Source organism: Sporosarcina sp. Y352 (genome assembly GCF_056786535.1).
This window is the reverse complement of sequence record NZ_JBXCJE010000002.1, coordinates 49,570-71,835: the sequence shown is the minus strand read 5'-3', so window position 1 is coordinate 71,835 and position 22,266 is coordinate 49,570. Positions and strand designations below refer to the sequence as shown.

Genomic DNA, 22,266 nt, shown 5'->3' with positions numbered 1-22,266 from the left:
ATTACAAGCATTTACTATATAAAATTCACGGAAAAGATTGTCGACTGTTTTTCACTTGATAGATTCACCAACAAATAGTTTGTACTTTTCACTCACAGAATTGACAATACGATACAAGTGCTTCTCCATCACATTTCTAGCAAGTAGGACATCTCGGTCTTTTAATGCATAGTATATTATCCAATGCTCAATTTGTGATTGTTGCCTTAATTTCCCCATAAATACTTCGTCTGACATGCGAACGTAATTCAAGTAATCCCAGTTCACACTATTCATCTTAAAAGCATATTCAAGGTTTGATGCTTTATAAATTTGAGTGTGAAAACTTGTATTCAATTCCTCATAATCACTCGCCGTTAAATGACTGTTATCCATTTTCTCAACAGTCTTTAATAGATTTGCTAACTGCTGATCACTTATATTTACCGTAGCTTGTCCTGTCATTAAAATATCTAACGTCGCACACACGAGGAGTCTTTCGTGAACATCTTGATGACTTGGCCTCTTAACAAACACACCAACTTGAGGCGTAATTGTTATATATCCTTCTAATTCAAGCTGCGTTAATGCTTTATGAATTGGCGTTCTACTCATTTCTAATTCCTTTGCCAATAGATGTATATCGATTGCCTGTTTCTCTGAAAACCGTCCCTCTACTATTAATTTCTTTATATATCTATAAGCTTCTTCTTTTTTCAAATTAACCATCCCCTTGTAAATTTGCTAACCCATTCTCACAGATTAATATCACCTATTGCATTTAGTCCATCCAAAATAAGCAAAAGCTGAAAACCTTCGACTGGATCTCTTAAATCTTTTTGAATCAGTTCCTCAATCTTAGTGATTCGATACATTAAGCCACTCATTGACAATGACAAGTCAGCCATTGACCGTTGTAGATTTCCACCATTGCTTAAAAAAACATGCATCGTTTTTAGTATTTCAACTTGTCTCGTTTCCTTTAGTTCAAAAATAGCCTTCAATTCTTGCTGTCCTATTTTCCTGATTTCGTTAATATTCTTCGAATTAATTAATGTCCCCATAATCCCAACATTTTTATAGTGGCAAATTTCATCTTGCGACTTCATGCGAAGTGAAATCTGTGATTCCTCTAAGCTGTCTTGAATCTTATCGATATTATCTGTGCTATTACTCACTCCAATTTTAAATTGGTAGGCTTGAAATGATTTCTTCAAGTGCTGCACTATTCTTTCTATATTCTCTACATAGTTTTCTGTTTTAGGGAGCAACAAGACGATATTTTCCTCGAATTGGCATATGAGCACTTTGTAATCTTGAATATCCAAAAATTTAATGATGGACGTTAGCACCGCTCTTTGCTCTATAACCGATAGCAATCCATCTGGCTTAATCTGACATGAAATCGTTAAGATATAAAATGGCTGCTCCAAATTAATACCAATATAGTAACCCTGGGAAATTACATTCGATTTCGAATTATATTGCTTCAGTAATAGTTGCTCTAGAAAATAGCCTTTCATTTTTTCCAGTGCTTCAAAACTGGTTTTCTCATTCAGAAAATATAATCCTGCTACATTAGCTGCTCGTTCAAGGAACATTGAATCACTTTCAACATACGAATTTTCATGTTTCAAATAAATAAATGTACAATAACCGATAATCTTTTTCTGCACGATAATCGGAGTAATGAGTCTTTCATGAATGGCTCCTTGAATAACGGTTGTCTTTTTAAACAATGGCAGTTCTTTATTTCTATTTTTTAACTTAAGAAAACTTTTTTTCAAATCATCAGTGACTTCTTCATATTGTTCCTCTGTTAAACCAACGTATGTCTTATTGTGAAACGTTAAATCCACAATTGAAATCGGAATCCCAAGTACTTCAAAAACCCTATTCGTAATGTCAAAAATATCATCTCCATCTGATACCATTTGCGTAAGAACACTATGGAATTTCGATAGCTTTTCAATGTAATTTCTTTGCTCAAGTAATTGCTCATACGAAACTTTTAGTTCGTCAATAATGTTTGGCTCATTATAAGATGAGATTTCTTCATGCATCGAATCGTCCCACTCTTCTTCAATGCGCATTTCATAGCGACACTCTTTGTCACCCATCGCTTTGCAATGAGTTTCTCTAACAAACATTTTCCGTTCACAGATTTTCGACATGTAACCGCTTGCAAAACCAGATAACATGTGGCATACAGGGGTATCTGAGAGTCCAAGGTTTTTTAAATGTTCATGTGCCTCGACAGAATCAATCCATTTCCCTGTTGCGTACATATATTTAAGTTTATTGGAGTCCGTCATTTCAATCTTTCGCTCCGATGTTACATTACTAACTTGTCCTGTGTTTAAATGTAATACCGACGCTTGTTTGATCAGTTCCTCAAAGTCTTTCGTATCTTCCATGGCTTCATTTGCATTCGTTTCCCCCAAATGCCATCCGTAACGCAATAAAAATCCTTTTGCACGCTGAACGCCAAGATTTTCTATCAACTCTTTTCTTAACAATCCAAAGCTGGCTGATGTCATTAACACTTTTCTACTCTCAAAATATTCCGTCTCTTTTTCGAATACGTTCACTCTAATCACCCCTACTATAATTTTAGAATGTCACTTATCGTGCGATATAGATGGATATCTTCTTAAAAGTGCGTGAAATTCATGGTTTATTGTTTTGTTATAATTTTACTTAGTAGTATAGCATGAGTAAAGGTCTAAGTATTCATTATTTTAGAATAATTAGTTTATAATAAGTATTACTTCTTAACTATTTTGTTAGTAAAAAAAGGTGCCTGGCTCAGATTGTATGTCTGAGTCAAGCACCAAAATATGAACAGTGAGTAAATTGATCAAATACTAGACACTACGTGTATAGTTTGTTTGGATCGCTTTAGATTGAACAACTTCTATACCATTATCGAGTGTCTTGATTAGTAGGGATGCGACTTCGTCGCATCCCTACTAATTTTTTCGGTAATCGTATGGTGGTTGTTCATCCGTCGCTCTCCAATGACACAGTTACAAGTAGTACTGAAGCTTTTCAAGACGAGAGAATAGCCTGCTTCTCACCTGGTAAGAAGCGGCCAAAGATACAATTTTGGCCGCTCACGCCTTCTACTATAGTTTCTCTATTTTAAGTTTAAGGACTTATAGAGCAAAGCAGAGAAAACAATATACAACGTTCTAGAAGTGCCCGAAATTGCATCTTCGGGCACTTACACCCTCTATAGAAAGTCATCTATTTTATTCTTTCAAAGCAGCTGCAATTTTCACTTGAAGATTGTAGGAACGCGACAGGCGAATAATCACTACAGGATAACCGAAAAGAATGGCTAGAAGTGACAGAGTCACTGCTAGCCATTCTCTCTTCTCGGTAAAAGGGTCGTGATTAATTCGCCGAAAGCGGGCCGGAAATAGTCAAGTGAAAAATGGCGGTTTTCAAGCCATACTCACCAGCCTTTTATACAAGTAAATGGTTAATCAACAGGCGCGCTCTTTTCAATAACATTCCAAGGCACAAACCTATTTATATTGGTTCGAGTGCGTTTGTTTCTTTTTGGCCGCGGATGAAGTTGAGCGGAACTCAGCTTCCACTTTTGCATTCAGCCTGCGCTCGAAATATTTGCCGACGAGCCATAGCAAAATAATAACGACTACGACAATCGCTGTTCGGATTGGATTTGTAAATAGCGCTCTTATGTCATAGCCAATATAGCTAATCATGAAAATCATGACGAATTTCCCGGCCATCAATGTGACCAAATAATTCTTTTTCTTCATATCCGACATTCCAGCTACAAGATTGACCAGTGCGGATGGTGTAAACGGGAAACAGAGGAAAAGAAATAAAGGACCGAATCCATTTCGCTCAACCCATTTGATTAACTTTTGAATACGTGCATTTTTTGTTAGAAATTTTAAAAACCGGTTGCGTCCATATTTTCGGACGAGAAGAAAAACAGCATATGAGCCTACCACAGTCCCAGCCCACGAAAGCAGGAATCCATACCAGAGACCGTACGCTCCAGCATTTGCCATAACAAATGCGAATAGTGGAAGGAACGGCAAAAACGACTCGAGAAATGGCAAAAGTAAACCGAGAAGTGGTCCTAGTGATTTATAGTGCTGTGCTAATTCCATAATTTTGTCCGGATCCAGCCATTCATTCATCTGAGACAACCTCGCTTCAATTCAGTTTTCGTGTCATCTAATGTCCGTTATTTATAGTTTTCCTTTAATAGTGTCCATTTAAACCCTAAAGTATAGTATAATCGCTTAAATATACTTTGGGAAGACGTGAATCGCATATGAAGGATAACCAGTTCTCTGCCGGACTAAAAGCAGGTACAAGCATTGCCATCGGATATTTCCCCGTCGCGCTCACATTCGGATTGCTTGCAAAAACAGCAGGCCTGTCCATTGTTGAAGCGACGGCAATGAGTATGTTTGTTTACGCAGGCGCTGCTCAATACATATCGCTTAGCCTAATTACGTCAGGTGTCGATCCTATATTGATCGTCATAAATACATTCATCGTCAACATTCGACACTTTCTTATGACGGCTTCGCTCAATGAAAAGATGCAACCTGCTAAGAAATGGATCAAATCGATCTATGCTTTTGGCATTACAGACGAATCGTTTACAGTGCTCGCGACTGGAACGAAAGGGAAAATCTCGACAGCTTTTGCATTTGGGGTTGCGCTCATCGGTTACGGCAGCTGGGTCATCTTCACTACAATTGGTCACATTATTGGCGCCAATCTGCCAGTCTTTTTGCAAGAGGCAATGTCAATTGCACTATACGCCATGTTCATCGGACTGCTTGTCCCTTCGATGAAAGGAAATCGTAAAGTTGTTATGCTCGCTGCAGTTGCGGCGGCCATTCATTGTGCATTGTACTTTACAGGCGCATTGTCGACAGGTTGGTCAATCCTTGTCGCTACGCTTGGGTCATCGATTCTTATTGAAATAATCTATGCGCGGCGCGGTAAAACTGCTGAAAAAATGTATGTTCGGGAGGAGGAAGTCTAATGGGGCCGACTTATTGGTGGATGCTCCTTGGCATGGCGCTCGTTACATATTTACCACGTATGATTCCGTTGACTGTTTTAGACGGCAAAGAATTACCACCAGTCGTTCAAGGCGTCTTGCGCAACATACCATACGCCGTTCTGGGTGCCTTAATTTTTCCGGCAATCCTGTTCGTTCAGGAAGGAAATATCCTATTTGGTGTACTTGGAGCGGGAGCGGCATTTTTAATCGCTATCCTAGGCGGTGGTCTCATGTCGGTTGTTTTAGGGACGATTGCTGTGCTCGCGGTCTATAGTTTGTTTATGTAATGATTGACCGCGTGGGTGCGGTCTTTTTTTTATGCTATATTAAGGATAAGGCTGATTTATTTATAATGGTAGAATGACGCCTGCCCTACAAAAAAATAGTTAAAATTAGTGATGAATCCCTAGACTTCACGGATAAAAGCAGGAGGATGAAATGATGAATGAATATGGTACACTACATGAGTCAAACGGTCGTTATGCTTTAAGATTTGAACGGTTTTTTCCTCATAATCCAGAAGATGTTTCCCTTGTTATTACGAATCCTAGTTACTTCTCCCAATGGTACCCTTTCGCAACAGGAGAGATGGATCTCAAACTTGGTGGCAAGATTGCCTTCGATGACGGTGAAGGAACGACATATGATGGTATCATTACAGAGTTAGACAAGCCATATTTATTTGGTTTCCGTGAAGTTGAGGATCTGATAAACATTTCATTGCAAGATGAGGATAAAGGCTGTCGAATGATCTTTACCCATACTTTTAACGATGATTCATGGGCAGTTAATACTGCGGCAGGATGGCATAGATGTCTGGATGTATTGGCACAAATCGTCAATGGTAAACCAATTAAGTGGCACGATAACGCAACTAAACTGCGTAAAATCTATAGTGAAGCATTTAATATGGAACGTTAAAAGAATATAAAATGTTATTCCATTATAGGGAGCTTTACTTCAAGAAGGAGTAAAGCTTTTTTCTTATTGAACTAAAGGGGCAGGTTAATTGAGTAAATCATTATCTTAACTTAGTTAACACATTGTGCTAATATTTTTTTATGGGGGTAGTGTGTGTAATGAAGAAAACAATTATAATTCTTTTAGCTAGTTTACTTTTATTTGTTTTTGGAACGTATAGAATATTAACTGAGACACTTTCGTCAACGCCTTTAATAGTGGCATATATTTTTGCTATTACTGGTTTTATCGGAGTAGTAGCGAATCTTGTAAATCTGAGAAAAATACGAACTACTTAAACTAACGGGTGCTTTAGTTAAACAAGTAGCTTCCTGTAAGGGTAGTTTTTTCTTATTGAACTAATGCGGCAGATTAGTTCAATAAGGAAAAGAAAAAATACCATATCAATTACATTAATATATTGTTAATATTTGAAATGTGAAAAAACTGATATAAGAAAATTGGAGGATATTATGACTTTTGAAGAGCTAACAAAAAACAAACCAACGGTAGAATGGAAACAAAGAATAGATGAAGATGAAGATGATGACCTTTTTACCGACGAAAATATTAATGCAACTAATGAGGTTCTTAATTCTTACATCAAGAGCCTAAAAAAATTTGGAGATAATACGACAGAGGAAGACATTTTGGAATGTGTTAAAGAAGTGGTAATCAATTTAAATGAACTAAATGAGAAATATGATAACTTTATTGAGACAATGGAGAGAGAAGAACTATGTGATTTTATTATTGAGGCAACAAGTATAGCTGGCTTTGAGTCCGATGAAGACATAACTGAAGAATGGAGAGAGTGGTAAGAAACGGAAATGCTTATTGAACTCCCATGAAAATTAAAAAACGCTCAAAAGCTATAAAATAGCATAACAAAAGAGACTCAGAAAAAGCTTTTTTAAAAAAAGGCTGAGCCTTCAGATTGTGTATATTGAGTTGAAAGATAAATCAGGAACCAACTCCATTCTTGTTAGAATAAAGGCAGGCTGGTGCAGTAACCAGAGTAGGATTAATCTCCCATGAGTGCTACTCGTTTAGAGTGCGACAGTCTGTGATGCACCGTGGTCGTTGGAGTCAGACTAACGGATGGGCTCTATGGCACCATAGTTCATCGACCTTCTTCGCCAGCCATAGTATCCAATACCCGTTCTACATACATTTTCATCCTCTGTGGTGTAGCGCTGATTTTGCGCTACATGTATGGCTAACGGGTGCTTTAGTAAAAACTGAAGAATAAATTATATGAGCCTGGAGATACATTTCCCGGTTCATTTTTTATGTGCATTTTTATTACTATTAAATAATAGGCATTTTCTTTTCCTTGCTCAAATCGCTATCCAATTTCCTATTATCAGTGTTTTGCTCGGGATCGTCGAAACCCATTATTCACCGCATTCCCTCCCTTTCATTCCACAAAAAAACCGCTCCTATACAAGCGAGCGGTTTCACGATTCAATCCTCTTCTTGGTGTTGTCTTGCAATCTTGACCATTCGTGTTGCGTACCAAAAACCGACAGTCAGTGACAGCGCGTCTGCCACGTAAAGCATCCAGTTGTGCGTGTAACCCGCGTAGACCGATGCGGCAATCAAAGCAACCGTCAAAATCAACCCCACAATGTGATGAAAAGTCACGCGGGTAAATAATATGACAAGAAGTCCCGGAAGAAATAAGGCGAGCATCAGTTTAGTTTCAAGTGAATCCATTTTACACATTCCTTTCCGAGTGGCCTCGCACCCGATTACCGAACGACGAGAAGTCCAAGTCGGTGATGGTCGTGCCGGTAGACAACCTGCTGCATCAGCCGTACTTCTCCATTGCGGTCAATCACTTGCAACCGACAATGTGCAGCGTTGAGCTGGATTGCATCATATAGTTCTTTTTCATTGCTAACCCGCAGTCCGTTTACAGTTCGGATACATTCTCCGGGCAACAAGCCCATTTTTTCACCCGGTGAACCCGGTACGACGCCTGCTACGACGACACCTGCGGGACGAGGAGCTACTGCAAATCCGCCTCTACGTTCCCCAAGGTAAGCATGTATGGAGATGCTAGCCCGGCAAACGACTCCGATTAGTAGAGACAACCAACCGAGCATGGGCAACCACAGTGCAGCGAGTCCTATAATGATAACCGCTGTGCCTGTCCAAACGACGGCACGGCCAATTTTAGGATATAAAACATCCGGATACAATGTACGTGCTACTTGTGAAAACCCAATGATTACTGGCACAGGAACGAAACTGAATGCATTTCCTCCTAGTGTAAACTGCGGCCAATAAGGGACAACGGACGTAATCATATCTCCCGGAACGAGAAAGACAACTGGCAACAGCCACAGCCGCTTCGTCTTGAAGGCAGCGGCCCGAAGTCCACGGTTCGTATGCATCAAGAACGGTGACGCATAGCGGACGGAATGACGACTTATGAGTTGTCCTTCCACAATTAATAATAAACCGGCAATAACCGGAATCGTTACAGCGAGGTCACCTAGCAGGTCTGCTTGTCCTGGAGACCAACCTCTAAAAGTGAAATCTGCCATATACTTTTCCATGAAATACAGGGCGAAGAAAGCCACTGCTGTAAAATAAATAGGTGAAGTGATTTTGTAATAGAAAGAAAGCAAGCCAACGAGCGCGGCTGCTGAAAACAACACCAACCAACCCGGATCCACTGACAATCCTACTCCGGAGATCAAAACAGACAAAACGAGCGCATACGGCCACGATTCGGCTAATAGCTTTTTCAATTCGGTTAAACCTGGTAATAAACGAACTTTAAAATTCCGGCGCTCCTTCTTAACACGGAAATACCCGACAGCGACTGCTGTAAAAAGCGCGGCTATAAATAATGGATTTAGGAAAAATAGCCCTAGCACCTCTACTATATTCAACATCATTTCCTTAGACAAATCCGTCACCATCCAATCTGACACAACTTCATTTCTCTCATTGTACCAAAAGTTTGGTATCCAATGTGATTGCGAATAGAATTTTTCATAAAATGGTAGATTTCGCTTATAGGTGAAGCGCCGAATCCTATGTACAAAAAAACTCCTGACTTCTTGCGTCAGGAGCTCGTTGTTACTTCGTCAACATTTTGTGGTGTATATAGCCAATTGCCATTTGCAGTTGATCGTCATTTTTCCGTTCAGTTCTGAATGCTTCCACTTTATCTTTCAGTTTCGAGAAAAATAGTCGATCCATGGTAGACACCACTTCCACTTTGGCATCGTCGCGAAATGCACGAACAGCGCGCGATGTTGATTCGTCATAGAATCCATCCGTCCGGGCCACGCTATAACCTAGACCTGTCAACAACTTCTGAGCATAAGCTATATCATCGTGGTAGTCACCTTCTGTGTAAATTTCTGTTACGAGTCGGATGTGCTCACTGAATAATTCACTTTGAACAACTTCGAGTTGCGCTGTTACACCTTTCGCATGAATCCACTTCTTTTTCGGCGTCAGCCATTTATGCGTAGACAACTTCATTTCCCCGCCATTGGACAAATCCATCGTTTCTTGAACTGTCCCTTTTCCAAAACTCGTTGCACCGATAATGTAACCTCTTTTTAAATCTCTCAAAGCGGCACTCAGCACTTCACTCGCTGAAGCACTGCCTTTATCTTGAAGCAATACAACGGGTATCTTTTTCAGTTTTACATCATAAGCCAATTTCTCTGAGTTTTCGGTCGCTAATGGCTCTAGGTTTCCAGCTGCATCTTCCATATAAGCGAAAATTGTATCATCTTCCACTAAACTGTCTATGATACTGCCGACAGCATGGAGATATCCACCCGGATTCCCGCGCACATCGATAATCAGCGACCCCGCTCCGTCACTAATCAGCTTATTTGTTGCATCCATCCATTCTTTCGGACTTTCATTGCCAAACATCGTAATCGATATGTAACCGATCTTCTGCCCTCGCTCTTCAAGCACTTCAGTTGCTACAGTTTTCACGGAAATGCTGTCTCGCATGACGGTCAGTTCAAGATGTTTATCCAAATCTGGTCTGAAGATTGTCAGGGAAACCGCTGTCCCTTTCTTCCCCCGTATGCGCTGTACAACGTCCTGTAGTGATTCTCCATCGATGCGCTTGCCATCAATGCGGACAATTTCGTCATATGGCCGCAATCCCGCTTTTTCCGATGGTGAACCTTTAACAGGTGCTACGATGATAAATTTCCCATTTGAACGGGTAATTTCAGCACCAATTCCGATACGTTCCCCTGCGAGTGACTCCTTATGGGCAGCTGCCTCATCCTGCGTCAGATACGATGAATACGGATCACCGATGACATCCGCCATTCCGCGAAGTGCCCCCTCAACCAACCTGTCCTTATCCACAGGGTAAACGCCTTTCTCTTTGATAACGTCAAATGCTTCGTCAATTACTGGAAATGATGCGCTAATGGCCCCTTCCTCAATTTTCCCACTTCCTTCTCCTGCACATCCGTCTAACAGAAGAAAGACGACCGTCGCCAAAGCGGCCAGAATCATGAATAGCAAAAACCGGCTTCTCTGCATAATGCAATGTCCCCTCCTCTGTCCACTATATGAACAAAAAAGGAACATTACGACAGCAGAAAACCGGCAACTTCAATCTGAATTCTTAATAATTGTTTCCAATATCTTTTCATCCATCGGTCCGACGACTCTTTGACTAATTTTCCCGTCAGTCCCGATGATATAGGTCGTGGGAATGATGGCGACTTGATAGGCATCCGATACGGTACCCTCGCTATCTAGCGGAATTGGGAACGACAAACCGTAACTTTTGATGAATTCTTCAACGCCCTTCATGCCACGCCTTTCTTCCGTCGTCATATTGACCGCGATGATTTCAACATTGTCGGATTCTTTGTTTTTCTCATAGTAATTTTGCATATGTGGCATTTCTGCTTTACACGGCCCACACCAAGATGCCCAGAAATTTAAAATCACTTTTTTCCCCTTATAATCGGATAGCTTGATAGTCTCTCCAGAAGGCGTGGCAAGGTCAAAGTCAGGTGGAGTTTGACCCTTTTTCAAACCAGGCAATGCATCCGTTGAATTGCCATTTTCATCAATCAGATGATTGGTAATAGGTTTTACGGTATTGCTATTTGACTTCACCATAATGACAACCAATGAACCAATAAGGAGCGTGGCTATAAGTATACCTAACGTTTTTTTATTCATGTCTGATCCTCCAATTTACCTTTTATACGGCTTTTCTGCAAAAACAGTACCGTAAAGAAGACACCAATGAGTAATGTAGAACCGAGCGGCGTCTCAAAAAGTCCCATCGGTTGGATGGCAGCTACAAAAATGTGAACCGCCATGAACAATAAGACGAGTTGAATCGACCAATTTCCCGCTTTTTTGCTAGTAATCCAGAAAAACAGAGTAAATAGTCCAAAAATGGCAACGGTCATCACTTGCGCAATGAGCGCACCTTCATTCAAAAACACCATCATTACTTGGAAGACGCCTTGAATTAAGACAGCACCCGTAAAGAGCGCTCGAATTCCATCTACATCTAACCGACCCTTTTTCATGTCCCATAAAATCTTTCCTAAAATAAAGAAGAGACCTAAGTAAAAGCCAATAATCCCTCCATGGAAATAAACAAGCGCTAGGGGAGAACGCAGAATCGAATCGAAATCAGTAATGAATAGACTCAACTTCCAAACAATTACTAAGTAAAAGAATGCATCCCCGATGTGACCTGCATGGACTTTCCCAAAACGAACCCGAATTAGAGTATATGCGAAAACAAATGCGGCAATGAGGGCAATCCAAGACGACGGCATACTCAAGCCACCCAGGGTGAAATATGTAGTAATCGGCATCCGCGCGTGTCTCCTTCAACAATCAATACCTTAATCGTATATAAAAACGAGTATGAAAGCTAATCATTGAAATGAAGAAAGTCAAAAAAAGTCCGCCTAAGATTCTAGGCGGACACAATTAGTTAGAATGAAACGTAACGTAACGGATTCACGGCACTTGGTCCATAAGCTGACCAATTCCCGACATGCATTTCAAAATGCAAGTGAGACCCGGTTGATGCGCCTGTAGACCCCATACCTCCGATGAATTGACCTTTGGAAACTTGTGAACCAGCGCTTACGCCAATGCTAGATAAATGAGCATAGACTGTTGTGAAAATTTGTCCATTGACGGAATGCGTAATCATAATAACATTTCCGTATGTCCCCATTGGACCTGCATGACTAACAATACCGTCTCCTGCAGCCACAATAGAAGTTCCTACACTATTTGCAATATCAGCTCCACGATGCTGTTTTTTCGTGCCGTAGATTGGATGTGTTCTCCATCCGAATGATGACGTGTAAGTTCCAGAAGCAGGTTTCGTCCAAGTACCGTTTGACACGGTCGGAAGATAAGAAGATGTGCTGCCACTACTTTTACTTGTACTTGTACTTGTACTCGCTTTTGCTTTTGCTGCCGCTTCTGCTTCCGCTTTTGCTTTTGCTTTACGCTCATTTTCAAGTTTGCGAGCAATTTCAACGAGACGATTTTGCTCAGCTGAAATTTTACTTGCAAGCGCGTCACTCACTACATAGGTGTCATGTAAATCTGATTCAAGCTGACTCTTTTCGTTAGCCAATTTCTTTTGTTCGGCTTCCAACTGATCAATCAACTTACTTTTGCTATTTTTCTGTGTCGTTTGGGAGTCTTTCAATGCTTGAAGTTCCTCTTTACTCGCTACTTGTTCCGCAAGTTTGGATTCGACAAGTGCTTTTTCTTCTTCAAGCTGCGCAATATCATTCGCTTGTTGTTCCATAATATTACGGTCTGCATCCATCAATGATGTAACAGCGGAAAAACGGTCGATGAAATCCGCGAAGCTGTTTGCACCGAGGAGAACATCAAGATAGTTGACTTGTCCGCCCTTCACTTGCATCGCGCGAACGCGATCCCGCAGGACTACATCACGTTCTTCAATTTTCTTTTCAAGGTCAGCAATGGAATCGCGCAATGCATCGATTTCATCTGTCGTTTTGTTTATCTCAGCTACGACACGGTTAATTTTTTCATTAGACTCTTCTATTTTCGCATTCAATTCCAAAATTTGATCCGTTATATTTTCTATCGTTGTTTTCTTTGTTTTTATTTCGGAACTCTTTTGATTGATGCCCGTATTCAATTCATTTTTCTTCTGTTCCAGTTGTTTCTGTTCTTTTTTCATGTCATCCAATGGGCTTGCTGTAACGCTCGCTCCACTAATAACGGTCGACAGGAAAACAATCGCGATTGCACCTGAAAGCAACTTTCTGTATTTACTCAACTTCTCAGTTCCCCTTTCAAACTCTCTATATATGATTCAGACGTTAAGGAATTTACGAACAGACATAAAACTACCCCAGATCCCAATGAAAATTCCCATGAAGAGAATAAGTCCATTTAACTGGAAAATGAATGGCGTTGTATTCAGCAATTGGAAGAGTTCTCCTTGCAATCTCGGTGCCCAATGTTCGTAAAGTTTGTAATAGGATATAGAAATGATAACCATCGGAGCAAGCGCACCTAAAATACCAAGCCAAATTCCTTCCAAAACAAACGGAATACGTACAAAGTTGTTCGTCGCTCCAACTAATTTCATGATTTCAATTTCATTTTTTCTCGCCACAATCGTGATACGAATTGTATTCGAGATGAGGAACATCGCCGTGAATAAAAGAGCCAATATCAGTACGAGTCCGACATTGCGGCTTGTGTTCAGTACATTGAAAAGCTTTTCGACTTTTTCTTCACCGTATATGACCTCATACGTGTAGTCATATGTATCGATTTTTTTGGCAATGGTCGCAGTCTTCTGCGGATCCTTCGCTTTTACATACAATGCATCGCCAAGAGGGTTACTCTGTTTATATAAGCTAAGCTCATCGCCGAATGATTTAATCATCTTGTTCAATTCCTGGTCGCGCGACGAATAGACGACTTCGAGGATTCCAGCTGTCGAGCGTACTTTTTGTTCCAACTCTTTAATTGCTTTCTCGTCTGCTGCAGGATCTGCAACGACTTTAATTTCAACGTCATTTTCAATATTGTCAGCCAATTGATTTAAGTTCATCATGATAACAATGAATACGCCAACGAGTAGAAGAGTAACAGTGACGGCACTGACTGATGCAAATGTCATCCAGCTATTACGGCGAATGCTTTTGAAACTTTCGCGCACATGCCGACCGAAAGTTCTAGCCTTCATAGTACTCACCTCCGTATTCATCACGGGTAATGAGTCCGCCTTCAATAGCAATAACGCGGTGTTTTATCGCATTTACAATCTCCCTATTATGGGTGGCCATGACAATCGTCGTTCCACGAGCATTAATCTGTTCGAAGATCCTCATGATCTCCCATGATGTTTCAGGGTCTAAATTTCCTGTCGGTTCGTCTGCAATGACAACCTTAGGTACATTGACGATTGACCTTGCGATGGAAACACGTTGTTCTTCCCCACCTGACAATTCATTCGGAAACATCCGCGCTTTTTGCGTGAGTCCGACAAGCCCAAGGACATCATTCACTTTTTTTCGGATTGATTCGGGGGATTCTTCGATAACTTCGAGTGCAAATGCCACATTCTCGTAAACATTCAGTTTAGGTAATAATTTGAAGTCTTGAAAAACGACACCAATCTGCCTGCGTAAATGGGGAATACGATTCTTGCGAAGTGTGGCAAGGTTTATACCATTGATGATAATGTCTCCGCTAGTAGGTGCTTCTTCACGGTACATCATTTTAATGAACGTTGACTTACCGGCTCCACTTGGACCGACCACATACACAAACTCTCCCGGATCGATTTCAATGTTTATGCCATTTGCTGCAACGACGCCATTCGGGTACTTTTTGTAGACATTTTTCATCACAATCATTCTAAAACCACCTGATTATTAATATCTCGCTTTTTTTCCAATAGCCCAATTATAGCATGATTCGACTCTATAAACATTACAGTTGTGTTTCATTTGAAACTTGAAAACCATGTCGGTAATATTCTAATTTATTACTATTGGCATTGTTGTAAAATGTGACAGAGTAACTAACGTATTTGTACTATTCACCCTTTTTAAGGGCAATTCCTCCTTAATATCAATTGTGTAGCGCGTGTTTTTGTCTATTGCTGTATGGATATACGTATTGTTACAGAAGTATGTGATTGGAGTGATTTTGAATGTAGTTGTGGGTTGTAATTCGCGTGTTGATTAACCATTCAATTGCATAACAGGCTGGCGAGAAGGGTTTGTCGGTCGCTGTTTTCACTGGACTATTTTAGGTTCGCTTTCGGCGAATTAATCACGACCGTTTTACCGGGGGGGGGCATCTGTTTCTAGAAGTGACTTAGTCACTTCCAGAAACACATTTTTCGCTAATCCTGTTGTGATTTATCGCCTGTCGCGTACCTACAATCTTCAAGTGAAAATTGTAGCTGCTTTGAAAGAAAAGAATAGATGGTTTTCTATATAGTGTGTAAGTGCCCGAAGATGCAATTTCGGGCACTCTCGCACGCTGTATATTACCACTCTCTGCTAGCCTTTTAAGAGATTGATACTTTCTAATAATATAATAGAGAAACTATAGTCGAAGGCATGAGCGGCCAAAATTGTATCTTTGGCCGCTACTCTCTAGATGAGAATCGAGCTATTCTTTCGTCCCGAAAAGCGACGGTACTTCTTGTACTATTGTATTTGGAAGCGTCGGATGAACAAGCGCCATACGATTACCGAAAAAATAGGCAGGGATTCGACTTTGTCGAATTCCTGCCTATTAAAACATTTCGATAATGATATAGTAGTTTGTTCGATTCAAAGCAAACCAAAAGTAATTTTACAAGAAGGTCCCAGTGTGTAGCCAAGTTATATACTGGTTCTTCCTGGTTATTCAACAGTTGTGTTAGGAATTCGACATTGAATCATGAACTCCTACTCAAGCACAAAAAAAACCGCTGTCAGGAAAAACCCTGACAACGATTTAATTTATAACCTTATTTTTTCGCTGCAAGCCATTTAGAAACTGCGTCGATTTCTGCTTCATCTTTAATAAGTCCGCCTGGCATACTGCCTTGACCGTTAACGATTACGTCGTGAATTTCAGACTCTGACAAACGTGAACCTACGTCACTAAGTGCAGGTGCGCCTCCAACACCTTCGAGGTTACCTCCGTGACATGTAATACAGCTTGTACTAACCACTGCTTCTGCATCTACTGAAGCTGTTTCACTACCTGTATCCGTACCTGTGTCTGTTTCGTCTGCTTTATCGTCGCCGCCGCCACATGCGCCGAGGACAAGTGCAGCTCCGAACATAACTGCTAAAAACTTGTTTTTCATTTTTCTTACCTCCATCTGTTAATTGTTATACTTCATACCACAGTATACCAAAGTAAAACGCATTTGAACCACTTGAAGGTTGCCGATACTGACAAAATGATGACAATTACCGTCGAACCAACTCTTTTCACGCCGACGACAGGCAAACAAACAGCAATTCCTGTCTATATCTTTTACTATACACATAATTGAATGCTTCAAAACCTGTTTGCTTATAAAAAAAAAGCGCACCGAAGTGCACTTCATTTCATTCCATTCAATTACGAAATACGTGACCGTAAAAAGGCATTAATGAACAAATCGATTTCGCCGTCCATGACTGCACTTACGTTTCCTGTTTCTGCACTCGTACGGTGATCTTTCACCATGGAATACGGATGGAAAACGTATGAACGAATCTGACTTCCCCAACCAATTTCTTTTTGATCTCCCCGTATTTCAAGAAGACGCGCTTCTTCTTCTTCGACCCGGATCTGGTAAATCTTCGCTTTCAATAAATTGATTGCGCGATCACGGTTTTTAATTTGCGAACGTTCGGTTTGGCATGTAACGATTGCTCCTGTTGGTATATGTGTCATACGGACAGCAGAATCTGTCGTATTGACGTGCTGACCACCCGCACCGCTTGAACGGTACGTGTCGATTTTGACGTCTTCCATTTTAAGGTCAATGTCTACATCGCCTTCGAACTCCGGCATTACTTCTATAGAAGAGAATGACGTATGGCGACGGCCTGATGAGTCAAACGGAGAAATCCGAACGAGACGGTGAACGCCTTTTTCCGCTTTTAAATAACCATATGCATTATGGCCTTTAATGGATAGCGTTACGGATTTCACGCCGGCTTCATCCCCTGCTTGGTAGTCGAGTGTCTCGACTTTAAAGCCGCGATGCTCAGCCCAGCGTGTGTACATGCGTAGCAGCATGGATGCCCAGTCTTGAGATTCCGTACCACCCGCCCCCGAATGAAGTTCAAGAACTGCATTGTTACTATCGAATTCATCGCTCAGAAGCATTTGCAATTCAAAAGCATCCAATTTTTTCTTGAATTCTTTCAACTCAGCCACAAGATCTTCTTGCATCTCTGCATCGTTTTCTTCACGCAAGAGTTCTTGTGTCATTTCAAGGTTTTCCTGTTCATCTGTTAACTCTGTATACTCGCCGACAACGTCTTTCAACGCGTTTGATTCGGAAATTACTTTTTGTGCAGCTTCCTGGCTATCCCAGAAACCGGGCTCCAGCATTGCTTCATCTAACTCTTGGATTCGTGCCTCTTTGTTTTCTAAGTCAAAGAGACCCCCTAAAGTCCGCTAATTTCTTAGCTGATTTGTCGAGCTCGTTGCGTACATCGGATAATTCCATCATAATAGTTTCCTCCTGAATTTTGAGTTGCTGGGTAGCTTACGCTTTGCCGTGGCAGTTTTTGTACTTTTTTCCACTGCCGCATGGGCATGAATCGTTGCGTCCGATGTTAACCGCACGTCGTACTGGTTTCTTGCGTACTTGCTCGCCATCCTCTTTCGGATTAACGGCTTGCGCTTTCACTACTTCCTCACGCTCAAGGTTGTCGCGAATTTCTGCCTTCATCACGTATTTCGCTGAATCATTTTCGATTGAAGCGACCATTTCCTCGAACATTGCAAACCCTTCCGACTGATACTCACGGAGCGGATCGGATTGTCCATAGGCGCGTAAATGGATACCGTGACGTAATTGGTCCATTGCATCGATATGATCTGTCCATTTCGAATCAATGGCACGAAGCAGGACAACTTTTTCGAATTCGCGCATGCGCTCTTCCGACATTTCCACTTCTTTTTCATCATAACGCTCAATAACCGCTTCATGAATGAATGCCGTCAATTCTTCAACGGATTTCTCTTGCATACTAACAACTGTCACACGGCCATCAGGAAGCAAGTTGGCACCTAGGAAATCTTCGAGACCCTTTAAGTTCCAATCGTCTTGTTTTTCTTCTGTCGTATGAATTGCCACTGCATTGCCGATGACATTTGACAACATTTTTTCTAATACCTCACGGATGTTCTCGGACTCCAGAACTTCATTACGTTCTTTGTAGATGATTTCACGCTGAAGACGTAGCACATCATCATACTGAAGCAACCGTTTCCGTGCATCAAAGTTATTCCCCTCTACCCGTTTCTGAGCAGCTTCAACCGAACGCGATACCATTTTCGACTGAATTGGCGTCTCGTCGTCCATACCAAGTTTTGTCATCATCGATTTCATCTGATCGGAGCCGAAGCGACGCATTAATTCATCTTCAAGCGATAAATAGAACTGTGTGATACCAGGATCTCCCTGACGTCCAGAACGTCCACGGAGCTGATTGTCAATTCGACGTGATTCATGTCGCTCGGTACCGAGAACTGCCAGACCGCCAAGTTCTTGCACGCCTGTTTCCAATTTAATGTCCGTTCCCCGACCTGCCATGTTTGTCGCGATTGTAACAGCGCCTTTATGACCTGCTTCCAAAATGATTTCGGCTTCTCGGCTATGGTTTTTCGCATTTAATACATTATGCTTCACACCGTATTTCGTCAAGTGGCTCGAAATGATTTCGGACGTTTCAATCGCAACCGTACCGACAAGGACAGGCTGCCCTTTTTCATGACGCTCTTTAATGTCTTGAGCCACAGCTTTGTACTTGCCATCCATCGACGCGTAGATTAAATCTGCGCGGTCATCACGGACAAGTGGACGGTTCGTTGGAATTGCAATGACGTTCATGTTGTAAATATTGCGGAATTCCTCTTCTTCCGTTTTCGCTGTACCCGTCATACCGGAAAGCTTATCGTACATCCGGAAGTAGTTCTGGAATGTAATTGTTGCGAGCGTCATTGTTTCGTTTTGCACTTCTAGGCCTTCTTTTGCTTCGATTGCCTGGTGAAGTCCATCACTGTAGCGGCGCCCTTTCATAAGGCGTCCTGTGAATGAGTCAACGATGACGACTTCGCCTTCCTGGACAACATAATCGACATCGATATGCATACTCGCTTGCGCTTTCAACGATTGGTTAATCGCATGGTTGAGCGTCGTATGCTCCAAATCGAATAGGTTTTCGATACTGAACGCAGCTTCCGATTTCTCGATTCCGCTTTCTGTCAGTACGACACCTTTCGTTGACTCATCATATGAATAATCTTCTTCTTTTTTGAGCGATTTCGTAAACATATTTGCTAAACGGTATAACTCGGCCGCTTTGGCGGCTTGTCCCGAAATGATAAGCGGTGTACGGGCTTCGTCAATTAAAATGGAGTCAACCTCATCGATAACCGCGTAGAATAGCGGACGCTGTACTCTATGTTCACTGTAAAGCACCATGTTGTCACGCAAATAGTCAAATCCGAGTTCGTTGTTCGTCGTGTACGTAATATCTGCACTGTACGCTTCCCGTTTCTCTTCTTTTGATAAACTATTTAAGTTTAATCCAACAGATAGACCTAGAAACTCATAGAGCAGTCCCATATCTGTTGCATCACGGCTTGCTAAGTATTCGTTGACTGTTACAACGTGTACGCCATTACCAGCAAGCGTATTCAAATAAACCGCTAGAGTCGACGTCAATGTCTTCCCTTCACCGGTTTTCATCTCTGCAATATTACCTTCATGTAAAGCAGCAGCTCCAATGATTTGCACGCGGAATGGATACATGCCAAGGACACGTCGCGATGCCTCTCGTACGACTGCAAATGCTTCTGCCTGGAGGTCGTCGAGCGTTTCTCCGGCTATAAACCGTTCTTTGAATTCCACCGTTTTTGCTGTAAGGTCTTGATCTGTTAGCTGCTCCATCTGAGTTGCGAGCGCTTCAACCTTGTCCGCAATTTTGTCGAGCCTTTTCAAATCTCGTTTATTCATATCAAACATTTTATTCAATACGCCAAGCATTCAGGTCACATCCTCATTAGGTTCACCCTTTATTTTAACACTGAGAATTGCACGGTGCAAATGGTCTACCTAAAACAACTCTTTTTTAGCCGGGAGAGTTGATGATTTTTGATGGTTTCTACGAGGGTAACCGCATGGGAATGCTTCTCGTGAGAGTACAAGGGTACTTATTAAAAGTCCTTATATACTGGATAAAATTAGAGATTCTACTAATACCGCTTTGCGCTTTGTGGATGCCTCCCGCGATAAGCCGGAAAGAAGCCCACTTTCAGTCTTATCGCTTCGGCTACCACTGAGTCGCGCCTTCGCTGGATAGTCTATTTAAGAGAGCGCATTTCATTATTAGGGATTAGACCCGCAATCTGTAATGCATCTTTCTTGAAAGAGATTAGTATCAAATAGTCAACACTTTATAATCTCAGTCCATACATCTCACTATCGGAACTCCCCCGATAGTGTACACACCAGCGAAGGCGCGACAAGGGGTAGCCGAAGCCGTGAGACTGGATGCGAAGCGCTTATCCAGGCTCAGGGCCAGAGGCATCCCCAAAGCGCCAAGCGATATATATATCACACTCCAAATCACAACTCTCTCTCGATAATGTACACACTAGCGCAGGCGCGGCAAAGGGGTAACCAAAGCGCCAAGCGTTCTACATTCTACAATCCATCTCACATAATTGAAATACAAAAAGAAGACTATCCTGAAGAGTTTCTTCTCTTCTTCAAGATTGTCTCCGCAATTACCTGCTATAATCACACACTATTTCCGCTACCGCTTTTGCCGCTACCAATAGTGCATCTTCATCAATATCCCATTTCGGGTGATGATTAAAATATGGTTTTTCTACTCCTTTTGGTGCACATCCTATATAGATGAATGCGCCCGGGATTTTTTTTGTATAGTAAGCAAAATCCTCAGAACCGGACATCACCGGAAATTCTACGACTTCTTTTATTTCTTTTTCCTCTGATAGTTGTAATGTTTCTATGACTTCTTCCACAATTTCCGGATCATTATAAAGTGGTGGATAATCTGCGACATAGTCTAGCTCGCAAGCAACGCCAAACTCTTCCTCAAGCCCTTTTACGATGCGGTGAATTTCCTTTTCAATCAGCGCTTGCGTTTCATCTGTCATGTATCGCACATCACCTTCAAGCTCCACACTGTCTTTTATGATATTAAAAGTCCCTTTTCCGTCAAACGAACCTATCGTGATTACACCCATAGCGAAAGGGTTTAGGCGACGACTAATAATTGTTTGAACAGCTGTTACAAAGTGAGCTCCTGCGACAATTGGATCATTCGCCATATCTGGAGAAGAACCATGACCCCCTTTGCCTTTAATCACAAGTTTAAAATAAGTACGACCTGCCATAGCTAACCCACTTCGGTATGCTACGACACCTGCAGGATGCGTGGGAAATAAGTGAACCCCGAATACGGCATCTACGTCGTCTAGCACACCAGACTCAACAATGCTTTTTGCTCCACCTGGAGGCGTTTCTTCTGCGTGTTGATGAATAATTTTAATCGTTCCAGTAAGTTCATCCTTTAATTGGATTAAGCAGTCTGCTAATACGAGTAAATAAGCCGTATGTCCATCATGTCCACATGCATGCATGACGCCTGGATTTTTAGATTTGAAAGGCACGTCCGTTTCTTCTTCGATGGGCAGCGCGTCAAAGTCTGCACGTAAACCAATTGTCTTCCCAGGTTTAGCTCCTTTAATCGTGACAATTATTCCAAAACCGTTGCCGACATTTGTTCGAATCTCTACATCCTTTTCGGCGTAGAAATCGATAATATACTGAGCAGTTTGTTCTTCCTGAAATGACAATTCTGGGTTTTCATGTAGGGTACGACGGATAGCGATCATTTCACCACTACGTTCCTCTAGCATTTTCATCAAGCGTTGTTTCACGAGGGATGCACTCCTTTTTCAATATATATGATTAACGAGGGAACAGTAGAAAATACCTTTAACAT

At 41.5% G+C, this 22,266-nt stretch carries 19 protein-coding genes; 4 read left to right on the top strand and 15 right to left on the bottom strand.

All coding sequences use genetic code 11. The annotated features are described in order from the left end of the window. Positions 1–51: 51 nt before the first annotated feature. The 3 genes from AC1TO6_RS03325 to AC1TO6_RS03315 form a co-directional block, all read right to left on the bottom strand. A complete protein-coding gene (locus tag AC1TO6_RS03325; RefSeq protein ID WP_482100185.1) occupies positions 52–699 on the bottom strand; it encodes a GntR family transcriptional regulator in 648 nt (215 codons plus the stop codon). A 35-nt stretch (positions 700–734) separates the two neighbouring features. Next, positions 735–2,570: a XylR N-terminal domain-containing protein gene (locus AC1TO6_RS03320; protein ID WP_482100184.1), complete on the bottom strand. Its 1,836-nt coding sequence runs from the start codon at positions 2,568–2,570 to the stop codon at positions 735–737. A gap of 942 nt (positions 2,571–3,512) precedes the next feature. Next, on the bottom strand, positions 3,513–4,160 hold the full coding sequence (locus AC1TO6_RS03315) for a TVP38/TMEM64 family protein (RefSeq protein WP_482100183.1): 648 nt from the start codon (positions 4,158–4,160) through the stop codon (positions 3,513–3,515). A gap of 137 nt (positions 4,161–4,297) precedes the next feature. Between AC1TO6_RS03315 and AC1TO6_RS03310 the strand changes: the two genes are divergently transcribed. The 4 genes from AC1TO6_RS03310 (at position 4,298) to AC1TO6_RS03295 (ending at position 6,825) form a co-directional block, all read left to right on the top strand. Next, positions 4,298–5,023 (top strand): AzlC family ABC transporter permease, encoded by a 726-nt coding sequence (locus AC1TO6_RS03310; RefSeq protein ID WP_482100182.1) that lies wholly within the window; start codon positions 4,298–4,300, stop codon positions 5,021–5,023. Beyond that, positions 5,023–5,331: an AzlD domain-containing protein gene (locus tag AC1TO6_RS03305; RefSeq protein WP_482100181.1), complete on the top strand. Its 309-nt coding sequence runs from the start codon at positions 5,023–5,025 to the stop codon at positions 5,329–5,331. The genes AC1TO6_RS03310 and AC1TO6_RS03305 overlap by 1 nt, the downstream gene beginning before the upstream one ends. A 154-nt stretch (positions 5,332–5,485) precedes the next feature. Next, complete coding sequence (locus tag AC1TO6_RS03300) at positions 5,486–5,965, top strand: SRPBCC family protein (protein WP_482100180.1); 480 nt, start codon at positions 5,486–5,488, stop codon at positions 5,963–5,965. A gap of 512 nt (positions 5,966–6,477) precedes the next feature. Continuing rightward, positions 6,478–6,825, top strand: a complete 348-nt coding sequence (locus AC1TO6_RS03295) for a hypothetical protein (RefSeq protein ID WP_482100179.1) — start codon at positions 6,478–6,480, stop codon at positions 6,823–6,825. 646 nt (positions 6,826–7,471) lie between these two features. Here AC1TO6_RS03295 and AC1TO6_RS03290 read toward each other — a convergent pair. The 12 genes from AC1TO6_RS03290 to AC1TO6_RS03235 all read right to left on the bottom strand — a co-directional run bounded on the left by AC1TO6_RS03290 (position 7,472) and on the right by AC1TO6_RS03235 (position 22,186). After that, positions 7,472–7,723, bottom strand: coding sequence for a CsbA family protein (locus AC1TO6_RS03290; protein WP_482100598.1), 252 nt, complete (start codon positions 7,721–7,723; stop codon positions 7,472–7,474). A 35-nt stretch (positions 7,724–7,758) separates the two neighbouring features. Beyond that, positions 7,759–8,952, bottom strand: coding sequence for a PDZ domain-containing protein (locus AC1TO6_RS03285; protein ID WP_482100178.1), 1,194 nt, complete (start codon positions 8,950–8,952; stop codon positions 7,759–7,761). A gap of 148 nt (positions 8,953–9,100) precedes the next feature. Beyond that, positions 9,101–10,549 (bottom strand): S41 family peptidase, encoded by a 1,449-nt coding sequence (locus AC1TO6_RS03280; protein ID WP_482100177.1) that lies wholly within the window; start codon positions 10,547–10,549, stop codon positions 9,101–9,103. A gap of 72 nt (positions 10,550–10,621) precedes the next feature. Next, positions 10,622–11,203 carry a peroxiredoxin family protein gene (locus AC1TO6_RS03275; protein WP_482100176.1) on the bottom strand — a complete coding sequence of 194 codons (582 nt, stop codon included), beginning with the start codon at positions 11,201–11,203 and terminating at the stop codon, positions 10,622–10,624. After that, the gene (locus tag AC1TO6_RS03270) at positions 11,200–11,856 is read right to left on the bottom strand and encodes a hypothetical protein (protein WP_482100175.1); all 657 of its coding nucleotides are present in this window, start codon (positions 11,854–11,856) and stop codon (positions 11,200–11,202) included. Before AC1TO6_RS03270 ends, AC1TO6_RS03275 begins: the two co-directional genes overlap by 4 nt. Before the next feature lie 122 nt (positions 11,857–11,978). Then, the gene (locus tag AC1TO6_RS03265) at positions 11,979–13,319 is read right to left on the bottom strand and encodes a murein hydrolase activator EnvC family protein (RefSeq protein WP_482100174.1); all 1,341 of its coding nucleotides are present in this window, start codon (positions 13,317–13,319) and stop codon (positions 11,979–11,981) included. Positions 13,320–13,355: 36 nt separating this feature from the next. Further along, a complete protein-coding gene (gene ftsX / locus AC1TO6_RS03260) occupies positions 13,356–14,240 on the bottom strand; it encodes a permease-like cell division protein FtsX (protein ID WP_482100173.1) in 885 nt (294 codons plus the stop codon). Then, the gene (gene ftsE / locus AC1TO6_RS03255) at positions 14,230–14,913 is read right to left on the bottom strand and encodes a cell division ATP-binding protein FtsE (protein WP_482100172.1); all 684 of its coding nucleotides are present in this window, start codon (positions 14,911–14,913) and stop codon (positions 14,230–14,232) included. The genes ftsX and ftsE overlap by 11 nt, the downstream gene beginning before the upstream one ends. A 1,109-nt stretch (positions 14,914–16,022) precedes the next feature. Then, positions 16,023–16,367, bottom strand: coding sequence for a cytochrome c551 (gene cccB / locus AC1TO6_RS03250; protein WP_482100171.1), 345 nt, complete (start codon positions 16,365–16,367; stop codon positions 16,023–16,025). Positions 16,368–16,627: 260 nt separating this feature from the next. Beyond that, a protein-coding gene (gene prfB / locus AC1TO6_RS03245; protein ID WP_482100597.1) for a peptide chain release factor 2 occupies positions 16,628–17,729 on the bottom strand; the annotation gives its coding sequence in 2 pieces (ribosomal slippage) (positions 16,628–17,656 and positions 17,658–17,729; 1,101 coding nt in all). 39 nt (positions 17,730–17,768) lie between these two features. Further along, the gene (gene secA, locus AC1TO6_RS03240; RefSeq protein ID WP_482100170.1) at positions 17,769–20,276 is read right to left on the bottom strand and encodes a preprotein translocase subunit SecA; all 2,508 of its coding nucleotides are present in this window, start codon (positions 20,274–20,276) and stop codon (positions 17,769–17,771) included. Between the two features lie 743 nt (positions 20,277–21,019). Next, complete coding sequence (locus AC1TO6_RS03235) at positions 21,020–22,186, bottom strand: amidohydrolase (protein ID WP_482100596.1); 1,167 nt, start codon at positions 22,184–22,186, stop codon at positions 21,020–21,022. Between the last annotated feature and the right edge of the window lie 80 nt (positions 22,187–22,266).

Coding starts and splice junctions, on each gene's coding strand:
- AC1TO6_RS03315 (WP_482100183.1), bottom strand. CDS start 4,160: ATGAATGAATGGCTGGATCCGGACAAAATTATGGAATTAGCACAGCAC.
- AC1TO6_RS03310 (WP_482100182.1), top strand. CDS start 4,298: ATGAAGGATAACCAGTTCTCTGCCGGACTAAAAGCAGGTACAAGCATT.
- AC1TO6_RS03305 (WP_482100181.1), top strand. CDS start 5,023: ATGGGGCCGACTTATTGGTGGATGCTCCTTGGCATGGCGCTCGTTACA.
- AC1TO6_RS03300 (WP_482100180.1), top strand. CDS start 5,486: ATGAATGAATATGGTACACTACATGAGTCAAACGGTCGTTATGCTTTA.
- AC1TO6_RS03295 (WP_482100179.1), top strand. CDS start 6,478: ATGACTTTTGAAGAGCTAACAAAAAACAAACCAACGGTAGAATGGAAA.
- AC1TO6_RS03290 (WP_482100598.1), bottom strand. CDS start 7,723: ATGGATTCACTTGAAACTAAACTGATGCTCGCCTTATTTCTTCCGGGA.
- AC1TO6_RS03280 (WP_482100177.1), bottom strand. CDS start 10,549: ATGCAGAGAAGCCGGTTTTTGCTATTCATGATTCTGGCCGCTTTGGCG.
- AC1TO6_RS03275 (WP_482100176.1), bottom strand. CDS start 11,203: ATGAATAAAAAAACGTTAGGTATACTTATAGCCACGCTCCTTATTGGT.
- AC1TO6_RS03270 (WP_482100175.1), bottom strand. CDS start 11,856: ATGCCGATTACTACATATTTCACCCTGGGTGGCTTGAGTATGCCGTCG.
- ftsX (WP_482100173.1), bottom strand. CDS start 14,240: ATGAAGGCTAGAACTTTCGGTCGGCATGTGCGCGAAAGTTTCAAAAGC.
- ftsE (WP_482100172.1), bottom strand. CDS start 14,913: ATGATTGTGATGAAAAATGTCTACAAAAAGTACCCGAATGGCGTCGTT.
- cccB (WP_482100171.1), bottom strand. CDS start 16,367: ATGAAAAACAAGTTTTTAGCAGTTATGTTCGGAGCTGCACTTGTCCTC.
- secA (WP_482100170.1), bottom strand. CDS start 20,276: ATGCTTGGCGTATTGAATAAAATGTTTGATATGAATAAACGAGATTTG.
- AC1TO6_RS03235 (WP_482100596.1), bottom strand. CDS start 22,186: ATGAAAATGCTAGAGGAACGTAGTGGTGAAATGATCGCTATCCGTCGT.